Here is a 22,416-nt window from a genome sequence, read left to right on the forward strand (position 1 = left end):
TGGTCAACGTCGTTTACGGTGTTTCCCCTTCGCGTGCGACTCGGAATCACCCTTTGGTTACCGCGTGATCGTTGTCCTCGGTGTTGGATTCAGTAAAAAACAACTGATGTTGTTCTGCCATCTCTTCGAGCAATAACGGGCTGGCAAAACGGTCGCCATAGATCGATTGCAGGTAGCCTAAATTGGCATGCACGATGTGCTCGCCAATCGTGTCGACCACGTGCAGAGGTCCACCGCGGTGCGGTGCAAACCCCGTCCCCAGCACCATCGCCAGATCGATCGCCCACGCTTGTTCGACGATATTGGCTTGTTTACAACGAATCGATTCGGCCAGCATCGGGTAAATCAGCCGGCGTTGCTCGGACGTCAACCCATCGGAAACGAAATGATCTTCGCGGATTCGTTTGACGGTGCGATGTCCGGATCGCGGATTGGTCCGCGGAAAATCGGCGGCACCGTCGCGACGCCCCTTCTTGTATTGATAAAAACCGCAATCGGTTTTCTTGCCCAACATGTTTTCGTTGACCATCAGCTTCAATTGATCGACCACGGGACTGACACCGACCAGCACACTGTCGAGCGATTTTGCTACGTGATAGGCGACATCGATACCGACTTGGTCCAATAATTCGAGCGGCCCCATCGGCATTCCAAACGCTCGCACCTGTTTGTCGATGCGGTGGACGTCGTGACCTTCGGAAACCATCACCACGGCTTCGCCCAAATAGGGAAACAACACGCGATTGACGAGGAATCCGGGTGCGTCGGCGGTCACAATCGGCGTTTTCCCGAGCGCGCGAACAAAGCTGACCAAACGGGCGATCGTCTCGTCGCTGGTCTGCTTGGCTCGCACCACTTCGACCAATTCCATCTTGTGAACCGGATTGAAGAAATGCAGCCCCGCAACCTTATCGGCACGTTGCGTCGCATCGGCCATTCGCTCAATCGACAGCGACGAGGTATTGGAAGCCAAGATCGCATCGCCCGCCAACCTTTTATCCAGCCCGGCAAAGACCGCATCTTTGACCTCCGCGCGTTCGACAACCGCTTCGACCACCAAGTCAGCACCGTCCATCGGTTCGTCGCTAGTCGTGACATGAACTCGGTCTAGGATCGCCTCACGATCTCGTTCGGACAGATTCCGATGTTTGGCCAATTTATCGACCAGCGAAACGACTCGTTTGCGTGCCGCTTGGGCTGCGCCCTCATCAATTTCTTTGATCACGACGTCATAGCCTTTGCAGGCAGCCAATTGTCCGATGCCGGCGCCCATCGCGCCGCCTCCGATCACTCCGACTTTGCGAATCGGTTCCTGATGCAGCGCCGTGGTGGGTGATGCCCATGTGCGAAGATCGCGTGCGGATTCTCGGGCAAAGAATAACTGCAACAGATTGCGACACGTTGGGGTGGCCAACAAATCGACAAACTCGTTCCGCTCGGCCATCAGCCCATCTGGTCGCAATCCATAGCTGCACCGCACCGCTTTGATCGCTGATTTGAGTGCCGGGTAATGCTTTGCCTTGGAGCGGATCTTCTTCTCGGCCGCTGCAAAAATCAATTTGCGTCCAAGCGCGGTCGCCTCGAGCCACTTTTGCAGCATTGGTTGCTTGCGTCCGCTTTGGCTAACCACATTTTCATCCAAAATGTCGGAGATAAATTCCGCCACTTCGTTTTCCCAATCCTCGGGATCGATCGCCCGATCGATCAACCCGATCTTGGCCGCCTCCCCAGCCGACAAATGCTTGCCCTGCAAAATCATGCTCAGCGCGTTGGTCAATCCGACCACCCGTGGCAACCGCTGGGTGCCACCCCAACCGGGAATCAAGCCTAATTTGATTTCAGGCAGACCGATTTTGGTACTGCTGTTATCGCGAGCGATGCGGTAATCACACGCCAGCGCCCATTCCAGCCCGCCTCCTAAACAAGGACCATGGATGACGGCAAGCGTCGGCATCGGCAGCCAGCTGATTCGGTCAAATAGTTGTTGTCCGCAATCGATTAACTGCGTTGCTTGTGCAGGCGATTCGATGTTGACGATGGCGTTGACGTCGGCGCCCGCCAAGAAACCGCTTTCCTTGCCGCTACGAAAGACAACCAACTCGCAATCACCCCGATGTTCCAAATCGTGGACAATCGCCTCGAGTTCACTCATGACGACGCCGTCGAGAATGTTCAGCGGACGCTCGGGAACATCGAGCGACACCGTCGTGACACCTCGCCCATCGTTGACGACGCGAAATGCTTTGTAAGAATCGGTACTCATACTAGGTCTCCAGTTCGGTTTCGAGAGCGATCGCAACGCCTTGGCCTCCACCGACGCAAAGTGTCGCAAGGCCTCGGCGTTTGCCCGAGGCCCGCAGGGCACGAAGCATCGTTAAGATCAATCGGGTGCCAGTCGTCCCGACGGGATGGCCCAAGGCAATCGCCCCGCCGTGAATGTTGACGATGTCAGGGTTCATTTGTCCGATCGCGGTGGAACGCGAAAGTTCTTTTTCTGCAAACGATTTCGATTGCATCGCACGATCGCACCCGATCACCTGCGCTGCAAAGGCTTCGTTGATTTCAATCAGTTCAAAATCCGATAACGACATGCCGGTTTCTTCCAACAGTTTTGCTGTTGCATATACCGGACCAAGCCCCATTCGTTTTGGATCACAACCGGCAATGGCGGCTGCGGTGATGTACCCCAGCGGCGGCCGTGAAAAACGATCCAAGTCTTTGATCGCCGAAAGCACCACCGCTGCAGCCCCGTCGGTCAGCGGGCAACTATTGCCTGCGGTCACCGATCCATCGCGTTTGAAAATCGGCTTCAGTTTGGCCAACTGCTCAAGCGTTTGGCCCTGGCGAATGCAGTTGTCTTTGTCCATCGGTTTACCGCGAGACAGGGGAACCTCGACGATTTCACCGGACAGGAAACATTTCTCTTGCGCCGCAGCCGCCTTGTGATGGCTGGCTAACGCGAACTCGTCTTGCTGAGCCCGCGTGATCGCGAAATCATGGGCTAACACCTCAGCAGTCTCGCCCATGTTTAATCCCGATACGGGGTCGGTCAGCCCCAATTCAACGCCGGCAACCGGTTTGAAATGTTTGGGACGAAAAGCTGCAAAGGCTGCAATTCGCTGCGTTAACGTTTTTGCTCGCGCCACTCGCATCCAAGCCTCGGTTGCCTTGCGACTGTACAGTAGCGGGATCTGAGACATCGATTCGGTACCGCCGGCGACAATCGTTTTCGCGCGACCGCTGCGGAGGATACTGCAGCCTTGCAGAATCGATTCCATTCCCGATGCGCAGTTGCGGTTGACGGTATGCGCGATCCGGTCCACCGGCACTCCGCTTTTCAACGCGATGACACGCGCCACGTTGGCCGAGTCGGCGGGACCGGCGACATTACCAATGATGACCTCGTCGACCGCATCGGGCGTCAATTCGCACCGCTGCAACGCCTCGGTCACGACAATCCGTCCGAGCTCGACCGCCGACACGTCGGCCAGTTTGCCAAACGCTTTCGCAAACGGGGTGCGTACACCTGAGACAATGGCAATGGGTTCCATCATTGAATCTCCTATTTTTCTTTTCAAAACTCCGCTTTTACTTCGCTAATCACGATTTACAGCTGAAACCGTGCTTGACGGCTCACTCTCGCAGTTTGCGACGCACCACCTTGCCCAAAAAGTTTCTCGGCAAATCCTCGATGCATTGCTCGTAGATGCGAGGTTGTTTGTGTTTCGATAGATGACGGCGACAATGTTCTCGCAGTATCGCTTCGTCCCAAACCGCTTTGTCGTGCATCCGCACGAATGCCTTGACCACCTCACCCCGCTGCGGATCGGCGAACCCGACGACCGCCGCGTCACGAACGCCAGGAGCGTCGCGCAACACCGCCTCGACTTCGGACGGGTAGACGTTGAATCCCGACGTGATGATCAAATCCTTTTTGCGTCCCACGATGCTGTACAAGCCATCGGGATGACGGACCGCCAAGTCGCCGGTGTAGAGCCATCCGTTGCGAATCGTAGTCGCCGTCGCTGCGGGGTCATCCCAATAACCGAGCATGACTTGCGGGCCGCGAACGATCAGCTCTCCGACCTGTTCATCCCGCAAGTCTTCGATTCCGCCATTGGGGTCGACGATACGACACTCGGTTTCGGGCAATGGCAATCCGATCGTGCCATATTTGGGTTCAGCAAACAGATCGCCGACATGCGTTACCGGCGAAGCCTCGGACAACCCGAAACCTTCGACGACGAGGGCGCCGCTGTGTTCGCGAAACGTCTCGCCGACATTCGCATCAAGGGGCGCGCCACCGGAGATCACCCAGCGAATCGAGCTCAAATCCGCAGGATACTCGCGCAAGCGATCGTTCAGCGCTACCAACATCGCAGGCACCGCGTGCAACACCGTCGGCCGATTTGTCTCGATCAAATGAATCACTTGACGCGCATTGAAGCGATGGTGCAGCACCAACGTTGCGCCCATCGCCGCCCCTCCGAGAACGATCGCCGAAACGCCATAGCTGTGGAAAAACGGCAACACCGCGATCATCGTCTCGGTCGCAAACGAGCGATGGGTCCATTCAAATTGCTGCCACGCATTGGCAACCATGTTCTGGTGACTAAGCGTGACCGATTTGGGAGTTCCTGTGGTACCTCCGGTTGGCAGGATGTAAGCGGGATCCGATGACGTGTTGATTTCCACCGGCTTCCATTCTCGACGCAACTCCTTCAACTCCTGCCAAAACCAAGCATGCGATTCGTTGCTAGGCAGCGACCATTGACCGGTGCGTTGATGACGTGCCCACAGATACCCGAGTTGTTTCAGCGATGGTAGATGCTCGCGAATCGAAACGTACAAGGTCTTCGTCAATTCGGATTCGCAACCGACTAACATTTGCGCCAACATGTCCAAGGTAATGACCACCTTGCACTTGGTGCGGCGAACAATTTCGGCCACCTCCTCTTCGACCATCAACGGGCTGAGCGCGACCGCGATTCCGCCGGCACGCCAAATGCCATTGACCGCGATGATGAACTCCGGCACGTTGGGTAACAGGACGCCGACGCGATCCCCTTTTTTGATTCCAAGGTGCTGCAACAGAGCCGCCGCCCGCACCGCGTCGTGATTGAGCGCTTGGTAAGTCCAAGTCATGTTGCCATAGACCACCGCTGTGCGATCGGGAATCACATCCGCTGCATGCCGCAGCAACCCAAATGCGGGGACACCGCGGTAGTGCTCTATCCCACAGGGGATTTCCAAAGACGCGTCGGATTCATTGATGTGGGACAAAGATTCTTCGGCAATGCGAAGGACACTTGCATCTGAGCGTGCCTTGATCGAGCGAACCCGATCCTCAGGCTCGGGATACCCTGGATTCCCTTGCAGCATGTGGCCCATGGCTGTATCTCCCTGATAGAAGCCGCTGTGGCGAACTCGATCCTCCGTGAGTTAAGTGCAATTTGCTCGGCGTTTGCTTGGACGAGTCAAACCGCTCCGATCGAAGTCGGCCAGAGAAGGGCGTTTGACGGCGCTCTCAAAGCCGACCGCAGTTGCGGCTGTCGGCTCGGGGCCAGCCAATAATCACTCAAATGAAAAGAACTCGCGGCCGGATTGTATAGGGATGCGCTCTCCTGTCCGTCGACGCGAACACGAGAGGGTCGGCCGTGATAAGCACCCCCGAAACCGATAACCGAGCCGTAGTCGCTTCAGGTTGCTTACAAATTGATCTTACGTTGCGGAACCACGAAAGGCAACTTTTTCCCCGCCACAATCTCGCAAAGTGCACTTTCGCCCCTTTGTGAAGTTTCTCACGAGGCGGCATTTGTCACTTCCAAGGGGTACTCATTGTGGGTGGCGAGCAAGCGAATCAGCTGCGGATGGCTGATCGCTGAAGTTCGGCCACCACATCGTCGATGACCGATTCCCAATCTCCCAATTTCGGCTGGCGAAACAGTCGCATCGAATCGTACCACGCGGTGTCACTCGATTCGCTCCTCCACCGCCAATCACAAGCGGTTGAAACCAAACACCACACCGGAACCCCGGCGGCCCCGGCAAGGTGCGCCAACGCAGTATCGGAGGTCACCACGAGATCGAGATGCTGGATCACCGCGATGGTATCGACAAACGCACCGTCCGCATCGAGATCGTCAAAACGGACCAGCGGAACCGCCGTGTCGTTCTCCGATAGCTGATTCAAGCCATCGTGTTTCTGCAGACCCACCAGCGTGACGTTGTCGAGTCTGGCAAGTGCGGCGAAGGACGAAAGCGGAATGGAACGCCAAACGTCGCCGTGAAACGTCGGACTCCCCTGCCATCCGATTCCAATCTTCAGACCCGGCAAACCTTCAATCCGATCTCGCCACGCTTTCACTCGCTCGGGTTCGGGATGCAAGTAAGGCGTCGCGACTCGGAATTTCTCGGGACGATCCAGTTGCAATAGCGCCGGCAAACTCAGTAGCGGCGAATACAGATCAAATGCAATTGCCGCGGGTTGGTCCACCGGCATCCAATGATCCACTCCGTCGACATTGCCCAACAACCGACTGAGTGGCTTTTGCACCGCCATCCACACGGTCGCTCCAAGACGCTGCACCTGCGGCAGGAAGCGAATGAATTGCAACGTGTCGCCGAATCCTTGTTCCGAATGAATCAAGATCGAGCGTCCATCTAGCGGCGATCCGTCCCACCGCGGCAACGGAATCTCGGGTCTTGGTACCGACGCTGCCTTCCATCGCCACTCGTATTCGATCCAACCTTCCTCGAAGCGGCCGATCTTTAATAGCGAAAGCGCTCGATTGAAGCGAAGTCGATCATTTGCCGGGTCGAGCACCAAGCCTCGTTCAAAAACTTGGATCGCTCGCGCTGATTCGCCTCGCGTTTGATACAGCAGTCCTAAATAGGTGTGTGCTGGCACCAAGTCACAACGAATTCGCAGTGCATGCTCGAGCGTTTCAATGGCCTCGTCGATTTGGTGACGACGCGACTGCACTAGGCCGATGACTTCGATCGCTTCGGCACATGCGGGGTGTCCCGCCAAGACGCCAGTAGCGATCGCATGAGCTTCATCGATTCGATTCTGATCAAACGACTGCTGGGCAAGCAACACGTCCGATTGCCAAGCGGAAGCATTCATCAACGTCCTTCCTCAGCGATAGCGAAGACCAGCAGCAACCGTCCACAATCCTAAGCGATTTTTCCGCATGCGTGTGAATGCGGTCCCAAATCGAGCGATGCGGTTTCGGCGAACGTGTTTGAGTTCCTCGAAAATTGTTTTGAGGAGGATCGGAGCGTGCACGCTTACCGCAATCAGCCCTCCCCGGCCACTACCGCGGCCGACCCTCCCGCACACGGGAGGGTGAATCGACGATTGTCGCACGGCTTTCCAAGCCGTTAGCGTGCGTCACGCTTAATCGTCGAATTGCCAAACCACGTTCCATGTCGATCGAACGCTCACCGCAACGCTGCCAGCTTGGAAAGCTGGGCGACTATGGACTCGACCGCAGGCTCTGCGTGGGCCATTGTCGCACGGCTTTCCAAGCCGTTAGCGTGCATCAAGTTTGATCGCCGAAACGCGAAACCCACGTTCCGGGTCGATCGAACGGTCACCGCAACGCTGCCAGCTTGGAAAGCTGGGCGACTATGGACTCGACCACCGGTTCTGGGTGGGGCATTGTCGCACGGCTTTCCAAGCCGTTAGCGGCGTCACGCTTAATCGTCGAATCGCCAAACCACGTTCCGTGTCGATCGAACGCTCACCGTAACGCTGCCAGCTTGGAAAGCTGGGCGACTATGGACTCGACCGCAAACTCTGCGTGGGCCATTGTCGCACGGCTTTCCAAGCCGTTAGCGTGCATCAAGCTTAATCGTCGAATCGCCAAACCTCGTTCCGCGTCGATCGAACGGTTACCGCAGCGCTGCCAGCTTGGAAAGCTGGGCGACAATGGACTCGACCGCAAGCTCGGGGTGGGCCGCTATTGTCGCACGGCTTTCCAAGCCGTTAGCGTGCGTCACGTTTGATCGTCGAAATGCGAAACCATGTTCCGAGTCGATCGAACGCTCACCATAACGCTGCCAGCTTGGAAAGCTGGGCGACTATGGACTTGACCACAAGCTCGGGGTGGAGGCCCGTTGTGTTGGGAACTGAGCGTGCAAGCTTACCGCAACCAACCCTCCCCGGCCGCTACCGCGGCCGACCCTCCCGCACACGGGAGGGTGAATCGACGATTGTCGCACGGCTTTCCAAGCCGTTAGCGTGCGTCACGTTTGATCGTCGAAACGCGAAACCATGTTCCATGTCGATAGAACGGTCACCGCAGCGCTGCCAGCTTGGAAAGCTGGGCGACGATGGACTTGACCGCAAGCTCGGGGTGGAGACCCGTAGTGTTGCGGACTGAGCGTGCACGCTTGCCGCAACCAACCCTCCCCGGACGCTACCGCAGCCGACCCTCCCGCACCATGGGAGGGTGAATCGGCTTGTGCCAAATCGACGATCCGGTCAACAAAACTACGATGCTTTGATGTCTTCGAACGTTCGCAATCCGTAGGGGATTCCGACGTAGTCGAGTACACGGCAGAGGCCTCGCAACGCGACACCAAATCCGTCGGGACCGCTAAAGCCACCAAACTGGCCGCCACCTTTGACGTGGGGTTCGAGATCGATGAAGACGCCGTCGGCGCCACGCGAGGTCATTCGCTTGTGTAACTCGGGCAAAAAGTCCTTCATGTCACGCAAGATCGCTTCGTGACCACTGTCACCACGGTCGGCGGGGACAAAGTTGCTGAGACTTGCTTCGTCGACATGATCGATCCGCGCGGTCGGCGACGGATCGTGGTAATCCTTGATATGAACCCAACCCAAACTTGGCTTCATCGCCAAGTATTGACCGTAGGTTTCATCCGGCGTGAAGCCTTGAGTGACGATATTGGCACCATCAAAAATCGTCAGCATCGCAGGATGATTGACTTTTGCTGCGATCGCTTCGAGCAATTGACCGGTTTGACCGACCAGGTTGGCTTCGACTTCCAAACCAAACGTCAAACCACGCTTGTCGCATGCTTCGGCAATTTGCGAGAGTTGATCAGAGACCTGGTCAATGTGTTCTTCGGGCTTGGTTCCTTTGGGATGATAGAACGCAAAACCACGAATCAACTTGGCTCCGAACGCTTCGGCACGATCACACGCGCGAGCCACGTCCTCTTTCATGTATTGATCAAACGGGACAAATTTGTTCGACGTGCCATCGTCGACATCCTTTAGTTTCACCTTGCCGATCGGCGAACCGATGCTGCTGACTTTCAATCCATAATCACTCTGCATTTTGACGAGATGATTGATCTCGGCATCGCTGAGCATCATGACATTCTTGATCCCTTCGCCGGCATCGATGAACCGAATTGAATAGTATTTCAATCCGAGCGCGGCGAATGCCGAGTACTGTTGTACGGCAAGCTTTTCGTTGGCGGCTTCGTCAGCAAATCCGCTTAGCAAAATCGGAGTCGTCATGATGGAGATTTTTGGGGTTCCGGGAGGGAAGAGGGCAGAGGATCGCCCGCCAGCAGACGGGCACAAAAGGCAGGCATTAACCGAGGGGAACGTCGGGGTATTGAACAATAATATTACTGTTCAAACCACCACGGGGGGTCCAGCGGCTTTCCACCGTCGCTTGCCGCGGCTTTACGACAGCGAGAAAGTCGTCCATGATTCGGTTTGTCACGGCTTCGTAGAAGATGCCTTCGTTGCGAAACCGCTGCAAATACATCTTTAAACTCTTCAGCTCGACACATAGTGTGTCAGGCACGTAGGTAAAGATGATCGTTCCGTAATCGGGTTGCCCTGTTTTGGGACAAACCGAAGTAAACTCGGGACAATGGTGTTGGATCGTAAAATTTCGTGTCGGGCTGGGGTTTTCAAAAACTTCCAACAGCTCGCGAAAATGATTTGAGTCGCTCAATTTGATTTCTCCACTTCGTAATTCAGGATTTTTGCAGGCTTCACCGGAATCGACCAGGGGGACCTTGGCCGAAACGTCAAAGCTGCGCATTTCCGAGACCTTTGTCAGCCGCCAAGGCGAAGGTGCCTTGACCGGAACCAACAGTTTTTTCGTTCGTACCAGCGGCTGCAATCTGCGCTGCTGGTTCTGCGATACCCCGTATGCATCGTGGCGTCCCGAAGGGGATCAGGTGTCGATTGCGGACATCGTCCAAGCCATCGAGGATTCGGGCGTGCGTCACGTGGTGCTGACCGGCGGCGAACCACTGTTACCCAAAGAATCGGTGTTGTTGTGCGAGATGCTGCGAGAACGAGGCCACCATATCACGATCGAAACGGCAGGCACGATCGCTCGAGACGTTGCTTGCGATCTGATGTCGATCAGCCCCAAATTTCGCACCAGTGCCCCAGACGCCAGCGAACATCCGCGGTGGAGTGAACTGCACGAGCAGCGGCGGATGCCGATCGCCACGATGCAAACGTTGATCGAGCAATCGGCCGATTACCAAGTGAAATTCGTCGTCGATGGATCGCGAGATCTCGAAGAGCTACAAGAAATTGTCGCGCAGCTTGGCGTTCCCGCGGAAAAGGTTTGGGTGATGCCGCAAGGCGTCAGCAATGCGGAACTTGACCAAGCCGCGACGTGGTTGCGGCCTTGGACGGCCGAGCGAGGGTTCCAGTATTGCGACCGCATGCAAATTCGTTGGTACGGCAACCGCCGCGGCACGTAGTGACGCGGCGACGGTTCAGCGTGTCCAGCTCAGGCGGAGCATAACCCGACGCGTACGTTTTGATGTTGCGCGTTTGTATTTAGGGGCAAAGCCCCGGTCGTTTACCTAGCCCAGCCCAACGGGCTGGGACCAAGAAAAGCAATGAATTGAAGGGCCAACGGTCCGGCCGTTTACTGGGACTTAATGAGGGCGGCTAGCAAATGGCCGGACCTTTGGCCCTTAGGTTTCTTTGCATCTAAAACCTGGCCCGTTGGGCCAGGCTAGGCAAATTGCTGGGCCTTTGGCCCGAAGAACGAAAAGCGCGCAACTTCAAAACTCACGTGTCGGGAGCTCCGCCTTACGCGTTTCACGGGACCAACGAAACTCTTGGCGAGTTTCGCTACGATTTAATGCCGATGACGCGTCAGGGAAACCTATTTTCCCTTTTTCTTAGCTCAGCGATTTTCGCATCGAGACTTTGGCTTGCTCGAGTGCTTCGGGCAGCTTTTCAGGATCCTTGCCACCGGCTTGAGCCATGTCCGGTCGACCACCGCCGCCGCCGCCCACCACGCTTGCCGCTGCTCCGACCCAATCGCCTGCCTTCACACCACGATCGACCAATTCACGACTGACGCCACCGACCAACAATACCTTGTCGCCTTGAACCGACGCCAACAGCACCGCGGTTGGTTTTTCGCTTTTCTTGCGAATCTGATCGATCCAGCCACGCATCACATTCGGGTTCGCACCGGGCGTCTCGGCGACAATCAACATCGAATCGCCGACGTTTTCCGCTCCCGAAATCAGATCATCCGCAGACAACTTTCCGCCAGCGGTGACTTCGCGAAGCTGCTTTGCCAAACTGGTGCGGTCCGCCATCAAGGCTTCGAGTCGAGTCACGACATCGTCACTGGAAACATTTAATTGGCGTGTGATATCACGAACCGCAGCACGAATCGAATTGTAGTCGTTGGTATCGATCGGCGTTTCCGCCTTTTTGACAACCAATGCTTCGGAATGCTCGACTGGCTTGCCAGCCGAAAGTTCCTTCTTCAGCTGACGCACTTCGGCAAACAGTTGCTTCGTTCCCGCAACCGCATCTTGTGGATCACAACCAAGCGTTTTGGCAACTTGCTCTAGCAGTTCACGCGTCTGCACGCGGTGAGCTTCGGCCCGCTCGCCTGTTAACGCTTCGATGCGGCGAGTACCTGCCGACACGCTCTCTTCGACAACCAACTCGAACGCTTGAACCTGCTTCGTGTTGGTAAGGTGAGTACCGCCACAAAGTTCTTTGCTGAATTCGCCCATTGAAACCATGCGTACGGGATCGGGATACTTTTCGCCGAACAGCATCATCGCGCCGGCCGCACGAGCATCGGCAAGCGGGACGGTTTCCCACTGAATTGGCTCGGCCGCATCAATTCGATTCCACACGTCCCTTTCGATTTGAACGAGCACGTCGTCATCGATCGCGTGTTGGTTGGTAAAGTCAAAACGCAAACGGTCCGCTTCCACCTTGCTGCCTTGTTGTTGAGCGTGATCGCCCACGTTTTTGTGCAGTGCATAGTGCAAGATGTGGGTGGCCGAGTGAGCACGACAAAGCGCTTCACGCTGAGCCGAATCGACGATCGCGGTACATTCATCGCCTTCGTGAATTTCACCACGGGTCAATTTTCCATGGTGAACGATCAACCCTGCATGACGCTGAGTATCGATCACTTGGAATTCGAACTTCTCGCACTTGATCACCCCGACGTCGCCGACCTGACCACCCGATTCGCCATAAAACGGCGAGTGATTCAGTACCAAACGCAGTTCAGCGTCACTGGCGCGATCAAGATGGCTCAGCAATTGACCTTCGTCCTCTTTGCCGCCCACCCCGGTGATGATGCCTTTGACGACGGCCGTTGCTTCGATGGCGTCGTAACCAAGAAACGGGGTTTCGCGAAGCGCTTCCTTTAACGTTTCTAAGGGGCCCGTTTGGAACAATTCTTTTTGTCCCGCACCACTCTTGATCGAATGCTCGTGCATCGCATCGCGATAGCCCGCCCAATCGAAGGTAAAGTTTTGCTCGGCGCTAAGCGTCTGCAACAACTCTGGAGGCACGCCATAGGTCGTGTTCAGTTCCGCCGCTTCCTCACCAGGAACCATCACGGCGGACTCTTCTCGCATTTGCTCGAACAGTTGCCCGATTCGCTTCATGCCGCCGTCGATGGTACCGAAGAACGCTTTCTCTTCGGCTTCGATGACATCAGCAACCCGCTTGGTGGTTTCGCTCAACTCGGGATACGGAACCTTGGCACTCTCGGCGACCGCGTCGACCAATTTGTAGAGGAAGGGTTCGCGAAGGTCCATTTGATAGCCGTCCAAGACCGCACGGCGAATCAAGCGTTTGACAACGTACTTGGCGTCTTTGGGGCCAGGGTAAACGTTTTCGTGGATCGCGAATGCACAGGCGCGAGCATGGTCGGTGATGCGGCGAAGTCGACGGCCGTTGTCGCTTTCGTACTCGTATTTGACGCCGCAAACCTCCGACGCCGCTTGGACGATCGGGAACAGATTGTCGATATGAAAGTTCGTCGGCACGCCCTGCAACACGCTGGCGGTCCGCTCGAGCCCCATTCCGGTATCGATGTTTTTGCTCGGCAGCGGCTTCAAATTGTCTGGTGGATCGCCGACGCGATTGAATTGAGTGAAGACGAGGTTCCAGATCTCGACATCACTACCGTCATCGAGGTGGTAATAAATTTCGCTACACGGACCGCACACTCCATCGGGACCTTCGCTGGGTGCCGAGGCAGGCCAAAAATTTTCGTCCTCTTCCATGCGGGAAATGCGTGAGGTCGGCAGTCCAATTTTTTCGTTCCAAAACTGGAATGCTTCGTCATCGTCCTTGTAAACGGTCACGCTAAGACGCTCGCCAGGAATCCCGAGCCACTTTTTATCGGTTAAAAATTCCCAAGCCCAACGGATGGCGTCTTCTTTGAAATAGTCGCCGAAGCTGAAATTGCCCAGCATTTCAAAAAAGGTGTGGTGAAACGCGGTCCGTCCGACATTATCAATGTCGCCGGTCCGCAAACACTTTTGACAGGTCGTCGCCCGAGTGAAATCGAGCTTGACCTTGCCCAGAAAGTGGTCTTTGAACTGATTCATCCCCGCCGGCGTGAACAAAACGGACGGATCCCAAGTCGGAACCAATACGTCGCTCGGTTTGCGGACACATCCTTTTGACTCGAAAAAAGCAAGGTATTTTTCGCGTAGCTCGTCGGTTTTCATATCGCTCGTCTATGTTCAAAGCTGGGTAATGACTTGGTCCGAAGAGGCCGAAAATTCGCCAATCGGTGAACAAACCGACGCGACATTGCCTCGTCTTCGGACGCGAGTGTTGAATGATCATATCGAAACGAGTCATTTCGGCAGAGGGCACGTCCGATTTCCAGTGCAATTCGCCATGGCATTTTTGGCTGCCCCCCACCATCGAAGACATCTGTATTAGCACGACCGATTGGCACGACATCCCGTAATGGCCAAAACGGCGAATGAAATCAGCAGTCTGCACCGCGACCGCACTGTCGATTCAGCCAAGTCACCTGTCCCAGCATGCCTCCGTCAACAAGTCAACTCGATCGATTGGCCCGATTTGTAGCCAAGAATCATCGGTTAGAATCGAATCCCAGTTAAAATCGATACAGCCAATGGCGCAAGCGATCGAATCGCTGCCAGACACAATCACTCCTCTCCCCATACCTAAAAACGAATCATCTCATGGCAATCCCTCCCTGGACCGTTGAATTACTGCGACGTGGACTCAACGACGTGGCTCGACGTGCACGTGAGCCAGAGACGCTGGAAAAACTAAAAACTCAAGCGACCGAGATCATTCAAGATCTCCCCCAAACGGCGGCCCGCGGCTTGGACGCGGTGATGCGAGCGACCGAGGCGGGCAAAAAAAACGTCCAGCGGTGGTCTCAAAAACAAGTCGCCGTGGCGATTCCGCTGGTCAACGCATCGGGCACACTGGTAACGCCGCTGGGCACGGGGGTGCCGGTGGCCGAACAGGCGGTCGAAGCGGCCTATGCCTGTTTGCACGGCGATGTTCGCCGCGATCATCATGCAAACCAGCGACTGACTCGTGAACTGCACCGCCATCTCGAATCATCGACAAACCTCGAGATTGCCGTCGCTGCTAACTTCAACGCCATTTTGACGGCACTTGTCATCGGAATGAGCCAAGAGGACATCCTGATTCACCGTAGCCAAGCAATCCGGCTGCGTAGCGGTGATTCGCTGGTCGATGCACTCAACTCGCTCGTTCCGATCGTTCAGGAAGTCGGAGCGAATGATTCGATCGAAGCCTCGGATTTTGACGCATTTGATTCATTTTGTCTGATCGTGGCCGACGACGAAACCAAGCCGGATCCTCCCACGCCATTGCAGTTGGACCGATCCGCGGTCACGCAAGTCGTGGTGCTGCCGGTGGCCACGCTCCGCCGAACCAAGGACGCCCAATTGGCGTCCGTCGAAGCGGCAATCGAAGCGGGCGCGGACTTGGTGATCGTCGAAGGGGGCGGTGTGTTCGGAGGCCCTGAATGCGGCATCATGATCGGCAAACGAGAAATTGTGGACGCAATTATCGAGTCTGCCGTGTGGAAGTCGCTCGAAGCGACCAGCGCGGTGCAGGCGATGTTGGTCAGCACGTTGGGCAAATCGGCCAGCGGTGAGCTACCCATCGACGCGCTGCTGCAAACGGGCGAAGAGAATCTGAAAGCCCGAGCCGAACGGCTGGCGATGCGGCTCAGTGCAAGCGATGCGGTCAAGAGCTGCCAAGTGACCGCCGAAGACGCCCGCATCACCCCCAAAGGCCGATGGCGGTATCCATCGCGACAAGTCCGTGTTGAACACCGCACGTTGACCGCGAAAGATTGGGCTGCGCAATTGCGAGAAGAATTGCCATCGCTAATTGTCCGCGAAGACGAACAGGCGATCATCGTCGACCTGAAATGGGTCAGCCCCGCCAGCGACGGCAAGATCGGCGAATTGATTGGCGGATCGCAATCGGCATCTCCCAACGAAACGACGAGCGAAATTCCCTAGTCGCCCCTCGGCACCGCGGCGATTGTGGGGTTTTTACTTTACCTCCCCTCTGGGGAGGTCAGAGTCGGCGGTAGCCGGCTCTGGGTGGGGTTCGCTGTGTTAGCAATAGAATCGTGCAAACGAGAAGTCACCAACCCTCCCCGACCGCTTACTGCGGTCCACCCTCCCAGTGGGAGGGTGAATCTACTTTACCTCCCCTCTGGGGAGGTCAGAGTCGGCAGTAGCCGGCTCTGGGTGGGGTTCGCTGTGTTAGCAGTAGATCGTGCAAACGAGAAGTCACCAGCCCTCCCCGACCGCACCCTGCGGTCGACCCTCCCAGTGGGAGGGTAAATTTGTTTCACCTCCCCTCTGGGGAGGTCAGAGTCGGCGGCAGCCGGCTCTGGGTGGGGTTCGCTGTGTTAGAAGTAAATCGTGCAAACGAGAAGTCACCAACCCTCCCCGACCGCCTCCTGCGGTCGACCCTCCCAGAGGGAGGGTAAATCTGTGTGGCTGGCTCAAAAAGAGATTGCATCTCGCGAGCGTTCGCGGCCGGGTACTCCGTGTACCCGGCCCGTGAGGTCCGTGATGAATCGATCGACAAATGCCAAACGATTTATCGACGTGTATCAGCCCGTGGCCGCAAGCTGACCGCGTAAACCCCACGCGAGGCGAACTCGCGGAAGACGCAATTTATGCACAATCCGTTGCTAGCGCAATAGTAAGCAGGACGAGTAACGCTGTCATCAGACAGCCTTCACGATCCCTTTGATAACTCTAATCAAATCAACGACTTAGCGTCAGTTGACGATCGTACACATCTTCCTGGATTCCGCCTCTGAAAAATGGCGGATGAGTGATGTGGCGACACCGTTAGATTACGTTTTGCAGGTGGCGGGTCAACCACAGTTTTCTCAAATTCGTTTTCAGGGAACAGCCGCTTGTGACATAAAGTGTTCCGCTTGCGGCAGTTAAAAAAGTTTGTGTCAATCGAATGCATTTTTGAGGCTGCATTTTGGGACCGCCATTCGGGTTATTTTTCGCTTGCAAATCGATTGTCCAACTACGAGAAAACGACCGCCCTGACCGAAATCCTGCCGTGTTCAACCCACTGAACAAAACCACTCCACTCCAATGGAAATCGCCAGGCCTCCTATTGGCCACATCGCAAGCCCCCCGGTCATCGACATCGTCACAACCGCCATACCTCGTAGCCCCACAGAAGCAGTTCCCTGAAGTGGACACCGCTGTCCGGTAACCAAGGGGCGGCAGTCGCCCAATATCCTGCTATCATCGGCGTCCTTTCCCGATTCCCAGACGTTAACACGAGGAATTTCATACGATGAGTTCGGTTCCGGTCCATTTGGCTGTCGATTTAGGTGCTTCGAGCGGACGCGTGATCGCAGGGTCACTGCAAAATGAACAGATGCAGCTGGCCGAAGTCCACCGGTTTGCCAACGATCCGGTCACGATCCAACAATCGATGCATTGGAATGTCCACGGATTGTGGGCCGACATCCAAACCGGACTTCGCAAGGCGACGCAGCAGTTTGACGATATCGCCTCGGTCGGTGTCGATACTTGGGGCGTCGATTACGTCTTGGTCGACGACCAAGACCAGATGACCGGTCCGGTACGTCACTACCGAGACCCCCGCACGCGAGGGATGATGCAGCGTGCCTGGGAAATCGTTCCACGACAAGAAATTTTCGAGGCGACGGGACTGCAATTCATGGAGCTCAATACGCTGTACCAATTGGTCGCGGCTCGATTAGCCGGCGAGCATTCGCTGCCGATCGCCGACGGCTTTCTAATGATGGGCGATTTCTTTCACTGGTTGTTGTCCGGCAAACGCAGCATTGAAGCGACCAACGCGTCGACCACCCAATTGCTGGATCCCCGTACTCGCCAATGGTCCAGCGAGCTGATTTCTCGCTTTCAATTACCTGGCAAGCTGTTCCAAGACGTGCTGGAGCCCGGCAGCAACCTTGGGGTTGTCCAGCCTTCGGTCGCCGCATTGACCGGACTCGACAACGTCCCGGTGATTGTTCCGGCCACGCACGACACGGCGTCGGCCGTGATCGCCGTGCCCGTCAATGACTTTGCATCCGAAAAACCAAATTGGTGCTACATCAGCTCGGGCACATGGTCGCTAATGGGCTGCGAGCTGGATCGGCCAAAGATCAACCAAACCTGTGCCAAGCTGAACTTCACCAACGAAGGAGGCATTCAGGGCAGCACGCGGCTGCTGAAGAACATCGGAGGGTTGTGGATTTTCCAGCAGATCCGAAAATCGCTCGAGCGTCGCGAGGCAGCCGAGTCGTGGGACGTGATGGTCGAGCGTGCATTGGCCGCGAAACCATTTGAACTGCTAATCAATCCCGACGATGAGGCGTTTGTAGCCCCGACCGACATGGTCGACGCCATCGTTAGCTATGCCGCGAGGACGGGGCAAAAAACGCCTGAAAGCAATGGGGTGCTGTACCGTGGTGCCCTTGAGGGGCTGGCGCTTCGCTATCGCGTGTGCCTGGGTATGCTGGAAACCTTGGTGGGCAATCGAATTGATGTCATTCATATCGTCGGCGGTGGGTCGCAAAACGAATTGCTTTGCCAAATGACCGCGGACGCCTGCAATCTCGTCGTGGTGGCGGGCCCTGTCGAAGCGACCGCCGCAGGCAACATTGCGGTCCAAATGATGGGGACAGGGCGTCTTGGATCGATCGTCGAAGCTCGAGAATTGATCCGAACCAGCTTCGGCACCAAGCAATTCGATCCCCAAAATCCGTCTGGCTGGGATGACGCGGCAGAGAAATTTAATTCGCTGTAGCGAACCAGCCGTGTGCTGGCATTGCGGTGCTGAGCCTACCTTGACGATCCCGATGGCTCTTTGAGCGTGTCCCCCTTTATTCCCGAGATTAGCATTTGTGGAAATGAACCAAGACGCATTGGCGGAAAAGAAGCAACAGATCCGCACAGCGGCCCACGCTGCTCGGAAGGCATTGGCCAATAAAAACGTGGTCAGCCATCAGATCACCGACCGCGTGATGCAAATGGACCAATACGCCGCCGCCCAATGTGTGATGTGGTACGTCGATATCCGAGACGAGGTACGGACACGGCACGCCTTGCCCGCCGCGGTGGCGAGCGACAAAGACATCGTGATCCCGTATTGCGTTGACGGCAACCTGAAGCTGTTCCTGCTCGAATCAATGGATGAGCTCGAAGTGGGCAGCTACAACATCTTTGAACCCCGTGAATCGCTGCGAAACATCGAGTCGAAAAAGGTCGACATTGCCCAAATCGATTTGATTCTGGTTCCCGGTGTCGGCTTTGACGCTCGCGGAGGGCGAACCGGGCACGGAAAAGGCTACTACGACAAACTGCTGAAAAACGCCAAAAACGAGACCCCATTTGTCGGGTTGGCGTTTGAGTGTCAGATGTTTGACGAGATTCCAATGCAGAGTCATGACCTATTTATGGACAAGGTGGTGACGGAGAAACGCGTCTACGACGGAATTGGCCGGAATGGCCTCGGTCGGCAAGCCACCGCGTGATGCCACAACCGTCTGCGACGTCCGAAACCCTCTGCGATGTCGAGAACCACCGCAGCGCAGCACCGACCACAGCAAGCCCCCTCCCCCATTGCAGGTGGGCCGTTCGCACTATCGACGTTTGTAATTGATTGACTTTTTCTGGTTTTCCATCTAGGATGCCACTGATTGAGGCGGGAAAGAACAGCCCCCTTCGTTCGTTCCGATGACCTCGATCCCACGCCTTTCACACAACTCCCGCCTTTGATCGTCTTCGAAACGTCACCCGTTTCCTTGACGCCCCCTCCCTCAGCCGCTGGATCACCTTGCTGCCCATGGGCGCCGGTGCCAGTCTGCTTCCAACTTAAATTAGTTGCCATGAATCACTCACGGACTCGACGTTGCTCACGGATCCGGTTGTTGCCTGCGGCCCTAATGGCGGTTCCGCTGCTATCGACCGCGTTGCTGTCGCCGCTGGTGGCCGAGGAATTGACGGCCCAAGAATCTGCAACGCAGGAACCGTTGCCCCAGGAAACCGAAATGTCTGGATCGGCAACCTCAACCGATGCGGGCTTATCCAATTCCGGCCCATCCGATTCGAGCGCAACAGCCGCAGCACCGATTACCGCCCCAGTCTCCTCTGCCGAACCGGCGATCGAGATAAACGAGACGATCGATCCGCCGCTTGGCGACGGCATGGTCCGTTTTTCGTTCGAGGGGGTGCCTTGGCGTGAAGTCATCCGCTGGATCGCCGACGAAGCGGGGTTGGCTTTGCATTTCGGTGACCTGCCGCCGGGCAGTTTCACCTACACCGACCCGACCGTATTTACACATCAGCAAGCGATCGATCGCATCAATCTGTTCTTATTGTCCGAGGGCTTCACGTTGGTCCGTAGCGACCAATTGCTTTCGGTGATCAATTTGAGCGACCCGCGAAGTTTGCAGCAGCTCGATGTGTTGGCAAAGTTGATCAGCGTCGAAGAGCTTGCGAGTGCCAACGAACACCACGTCGTCAAGTGTATGTTCTCGCTCGGCGACATTGATGCCGAACAAGCCGTTCAGGAGTTGTCGGCATTAAAGTTGATGTCGACACCTGCGATTTTGTCTCGCACCAATCAATTGATGATCACCGACACGGTAGCCAAGTTACGCAACGTCCAAGCGGTGCTGAGCGCATTCGAACCGGCCGATGCGATGAAAGACGGAACGGTCGTCAAGAGTTTTTCGCTTGAGCACGTCGAAGCCGAAGACATCTTGGTGGTCGCTCGTCCTCACTTGGGTCTGGCAACTGACGAGATGATTGGAATTGACGTCAGTATCTCTGCCGACCTGGAAGGCAAAAACCTGTTCGTGACCGGTTTGGAAGACAAAGTCAAATTGATCGAAGGGCTGGTCAATGCGATCGATAAACCCAAAGCCAGCATGACCACCGAAACCGGCGACATGGTGCTGAAATCGCATCTGGTCGAAGGTGGAAATGTGGAAACGGTCTACAATGTCCTGCAAACGCTGCTGGCGGGAAAACAAGTCCGGCTGTCGGTCGACGAAACCGCTCGCAGTGTCGTCGCTCTGGCATCGCCTGCGGTGCAAACCGAAATTGCAGCCACCGTGGCTCAGCTGCAAGCATCAGAAGCCGACTTCGAAGTCATTCAACTGAAGACCGTTGATCCCTATTTCGCGATTAGCTTGCTTGAGCAAATGCTCGACCTTCCCGATCCGTTGGATGATCCGAAAACCATCGATCCAGACGCGCCGAAAATCGACGCCGACCCAGGCAACATGCGTTTGTTTGTGCGAGCCAAACGACCGCAAATCGATCAGATCAAAAAGATCGTCTCGGGGCTCGAAGTCAACGGCGATGTGACTCACAGCGAACAAACCCGCGTGTTTCCGCTGCGAGGCTCTCGTGCGGAACAGCTGCTCGAAACCGCGACCAAGTTTTGGCGCCGATCGAACCCGATCATCATGTACCCAGCAATCGCTCCAAACGAGAAAACCAAAACCGAGCGAGTTTTACACGACGAGGAATCTCACGAAGAGCGGACGACGCAGCCCGAGTTGAACGAGCAATCGTTTGCGTCGGCTCCTGCTGCCAATGCTCGGGTCAGCTCGCCTCGAACCCACTCTGCTCGTGTTTTGACTGCGACGACGTCCAATCAAGCGAACGCGATTCGTTGCCAATTGACTCCGCGGGGTGTGTTGATGCAGTCCGACGATCCCGAAGCGCTCAACGAATTCGAATCGCACCTGCGTAGCATTGCCGGGGTCATCGATACACCGCCGGTGACTCCGATTGTGTTCTATCTAAAACACACCAAACCCGACGATGCGTTGCGAATGCTGGGCGAACTGCTCGATGGAGGCGACGCTGCCAAAGAGGCTCAAGCGGGCACGTTGGTCAACGGCTATGTTTCGGGCGGATACTCGGGCGGATTGGCAAGCAGCTTTGTCACTTCCAACGACGGCACGACCACGATGATGTCGGGCACGATTACGATCGTTGCGGATTCGCGTTTGAATCGTTTGATCGCGCAAGGCACCGCTAGCGACATCGACATCATCGAAGACTATTTAAAGATCATCGACAAGGACCAAAGCATCACGTCGATCGAAACCTACGGGACTTCGAACGTGATCGAGTTGGTCAATACCAAAGCGTCCGAGGTTGCCGAGGCGATTCGCGAAGCGTACGCCGGACGCATCATGAGCGACAAATCCAAAGGGGACGCCGGCGGTAGCGCCGCATCGGTAGCAGCACAACGTGCCGCCGAAGCAAAGCAGGCGGCGGCTGCCAAGAAAGGATTGAAGACGCCTGACAGCAAGCCCGAACGCGACCTCGAACCTAAAATGACCGTCGCCGTTCACGAGGCAAGCAATTCGCTGATTGTCACCGCGCCTCGCGACCTGTTTAACGAAGTCGAGAAACTTGCCAAACAGATTGACGCCCGTGGCGAACAGACGATCGAGGTCATCACGCCGATGAACAGCGAAGTCTTTGGCGAACTGTTGCACCAAGTCATTTTGGGCGAAGGCAATTCGCGCAGCAGTTCCTCACGCAGCCGAAGTTCTCGCTAGACCGAATCGTTGCTGAACCATCGGCGATCTCGCCCGCCCCCCTGCG

Annotated in this window: 13 protein-coding genes; 6 read left to right on the plus strand and 7 right to left on the minus strand. The window is 56.1% G+C overall.

What is annotated here, in order from left to right:
• Nucleotides 1–46 precede the first annotated feature (46 nt).
• The 6 genes from ABEA92_RS06305 to queF form a co-directional block, all read right to left on the minus strand.
• Complete coding sequence (locus ABEA92_RS06305; RefSeq protein ID WP_345682956.1) at nt 47–2,263, minus strand: 3-hydroxyacyl-CoA dehydrogenase NAD-binding domain-containing protein; 2,217 nt, start codon at nt 2,261–2,263, stop codon at nt 47–49.
• Nucleotide 2,264: 1 nt separating this feature from the next.
• Entirely contained in the window at nt 2,265–3,554 is a 1,290-nt protein-coding gene (locus ABEA92_RS06310; RefSeq protein ID WP_345682957.1) for a thiolase family protein, read from the minus strand.
• Between the two features lie 79 nt (nt 3,555–3,633).
• Nucleotides 3,634–5,391, minus strand: a complete 1,758-nt coding sequence (locus ABEA92_RS06315; RefSeq protein WP_345682958.1) for an AMP-binding protein — start codon at nt 5,389–5,391, stop codon at nt 3,634–3,636.
• Between the two features lie 469 nt (nt 5,392–5,860).
• The gene (locus ABEA92_RS06320) at nt 5,861–7,129 is read right to left on the minus strand and encodes a tetratricopeptide repeat protein (RefSeq protein WP_345682959.1); all 1,269 of its coding nucleotides are present in this window, start codon (nt 7,127–7,129) and stop codon (nt 5,861–5,863) included.
• Between the two features lie 1,371 nt (nt 7,130–8,500).
• Entirely contained in the window at nt 8,501–9,499 is a 999-nt protein-coding gene (locus tag ABEA92_RS06325; RefSeq protein ID WP_345682960.1) for a sugar phosphate isomerase/epimerase family protein, read from the minus strand.
• Between the two features lie 76 nt (nt 9,500–9,575).
• On the minus strand, nt 9,576–9,947 hold the full coding sequence (gene queF / locus ABEA92_RS06330; protein WP_345682961.1) for a preQ(1) synthase: 372 nt from the start codon (nt 9,945–9,947) through the stop codon (nt 9,576–9,578).
• Between the two features lies 1 nt (nt 9,948).
• On the opposite strand from queF, the gene ABEA92_RS06335 reads away from it, so the two are divergent.
• Complete coding sequence (locus tag ABEA92_RS06335) at nt 9,949–10,716, plus strand: 7-carboxy-7-deazaguanine synthase QueE (protein WP_345682962.1); 768 nt, start codon at nt 9,949–9,951, stop codon at nt 10,714–10,716.
• Between the two features lie 429 nt (nt 10,717–11,145).
• Here ABEA92_RS06335 and alaS read toward each other — a convergent pair whose 3' ends face one another.
• Nucleotides 11,146–13,971, minus strand: coding sequence for an alanine--tRNA ligase (alaS, locus tag ABEA92_RS06340; RefSeq protein WP_345682963.1), 2,826 nt, complete (start codon nt 13,969–13,971; stop codon nt 11,146–11,148).
• Nucleotides 13,972–14,084: 113 nt separating this feature from the next.
• Here alaS and ABEA92_RS06345 point away from each other — a divergent pair, with 113 nt between their 5' ends.
• The 5 genes from ABEA92_RS06345 (at nt 14,085) to ABEA92_RS06365 (ending at nt 22,370) form a co-directional block, all read left to right on the plus strand.
• Nucleotides 14,085–14,219, plus strand: coding sequence for a hypothetical protein (locus ABEA92_RS06345; RefSeq protein ID WP_345682964.1), 135 nt, complete (start codon nt 14,085–14,087; stop codon nt 14,217–14,219).
• A gap of 241 nt (nt 14,220–14,460) precedes the next feature.
• Entirely contained in the window at nt 14,461–15,789 is a 1,329-nt protein-coding gene (locus ABEA92_RS06350; RefSeq protein ID WP_345682965.1) for a hypothetical protein, read from the plus strand.
• Between the two features lie 1,318 nt (nt 15,790–17,107).
• Nucleotides 17,108–18,592: a rhamnulokinase gene (locus ABEA92_RS06355; protein WP_345682966.1), complete on the plus strand. Its 1,485-nt coding sequence runs from the start codon at nt 17,108–17,110 to the stop codon at nt 18,590–18,592.
• 103 nt (nt 18,593–18,695) lie between these two features.
• Complete coding sequence (locus ABEA92_RS06360; RefSeq protein ID WP_345682967.1) at nt 18,696–19,319, plus strand: 5-formyltetrahydrofolate cyclo-ligase; 624 nt, start codon at nt 18,696–18,698, stop codon at nt 19,317–19,319.
• Between the two features lie 354 nt (nt 19,320–19,673).
• On the plus strand, nt 19,674–22,370 hold the full coding sequence (locus ABEA92_RS06365) for a secretin N-terminal domain-containing protein (protein WP_345682968.1): 2,697 nt from the start codon (nt 19,674–19,676) through the stop codon (nt 22,368–22,370).
• Nucleotides 22,371–22,416: the final 46 nt, after the last annotated feature.

This window comes from Novipirellula caenicola (assembly GCF_039545035.1).
GTDB classification, from domain to species: Bacteria; Planctomycetota; Planctomycetia; order Pirellulales; family Pirellulaceae; genus Novipirellula; species Novipirellula caenicola.

Excerpts from the sequence above, each read along its gene's own strand:
- ABEA92_RS06305 (WP_345682956.1), bottom strand. The coding sequence starts at position 2,263 with ATGAGTACCGATTCTTACAAAGCATTTCGCGTCGTCAACGATGGGCGA.
- ABEA92_RS06310 (WP_345682957.1), bottom strand. The coding sequence starts at position 3,554 with ATGATGGAACCCATTGCCATTGTCTCAGGTGTACGCACCCCGTTTGCG.
- ABEA92_RS06315 (WP_345682958.1), bottom strand. The coding sequence starts at position 5,391 with ATGGGCCACATGCTGCAAGGGAATCCAGGGTATCCCGAGCCTGAGGAT.
- ABEA92_RS06320 (WP_345682959.1), bottom strand. The coding sequence starts at position 7,129 with ATGAATGCTTCCGCTTGGCAATCGGACGTGTTGCTTGCCCAGCAGTCG.
- ABEA92_RS06325 (WP_345682960.1), bottom strand. The coding sequence starts at position 9,499 with ATGACGACTCCGATTTTGCTAAGCGGATTTGCTGACGAAGCCGCCAAC.
- alaS (WP_345682963.1), bottom strand. The coding sequence starts at position 13,971 with ATGAAAACCGACGAGCTACGCGAAAAATACCTTGCTTTTTTCGAGTCA.
- ABEA92_RS06345 (WP_345682964.1), top strand. The coding sequence starts at position 14,085 with ATGATCATATCGAAACGAGTCATTTCGGCAGAGGGCACGTCCGATTTC.
- ABEA92_RS06350 (WP_345682965.1), top strand. The coding sequence starts at position 14,461 with ATGGCAATCCCTCCCTGGACCGTTGAATTACTGCGACGTGGACTCAAC.
- ABEA92_RS06355 (WP_345682966.1), top strand. The coding sequence starts at position 17,108 with ATGAGTTCGGTTCCGGTCCATTTGGCTGTCGATTTAGGTGCTTCGAGC.
- ABEA92_RS06360 (WP_345682967.1), top strand. The coding sequence starts at position 18,696 with ATGAACCAAGACGCATTGGCGGAAAAGAAGCAACAGATCCGCACAGCG.
- ABEA92_RS06365 (WP_345682968.1), top strand. The coding sequence starts at position 19,674 with ATGAATCACTCACGGACTCGACGTTGCTCACGGATCCGGTTGTTGCCT.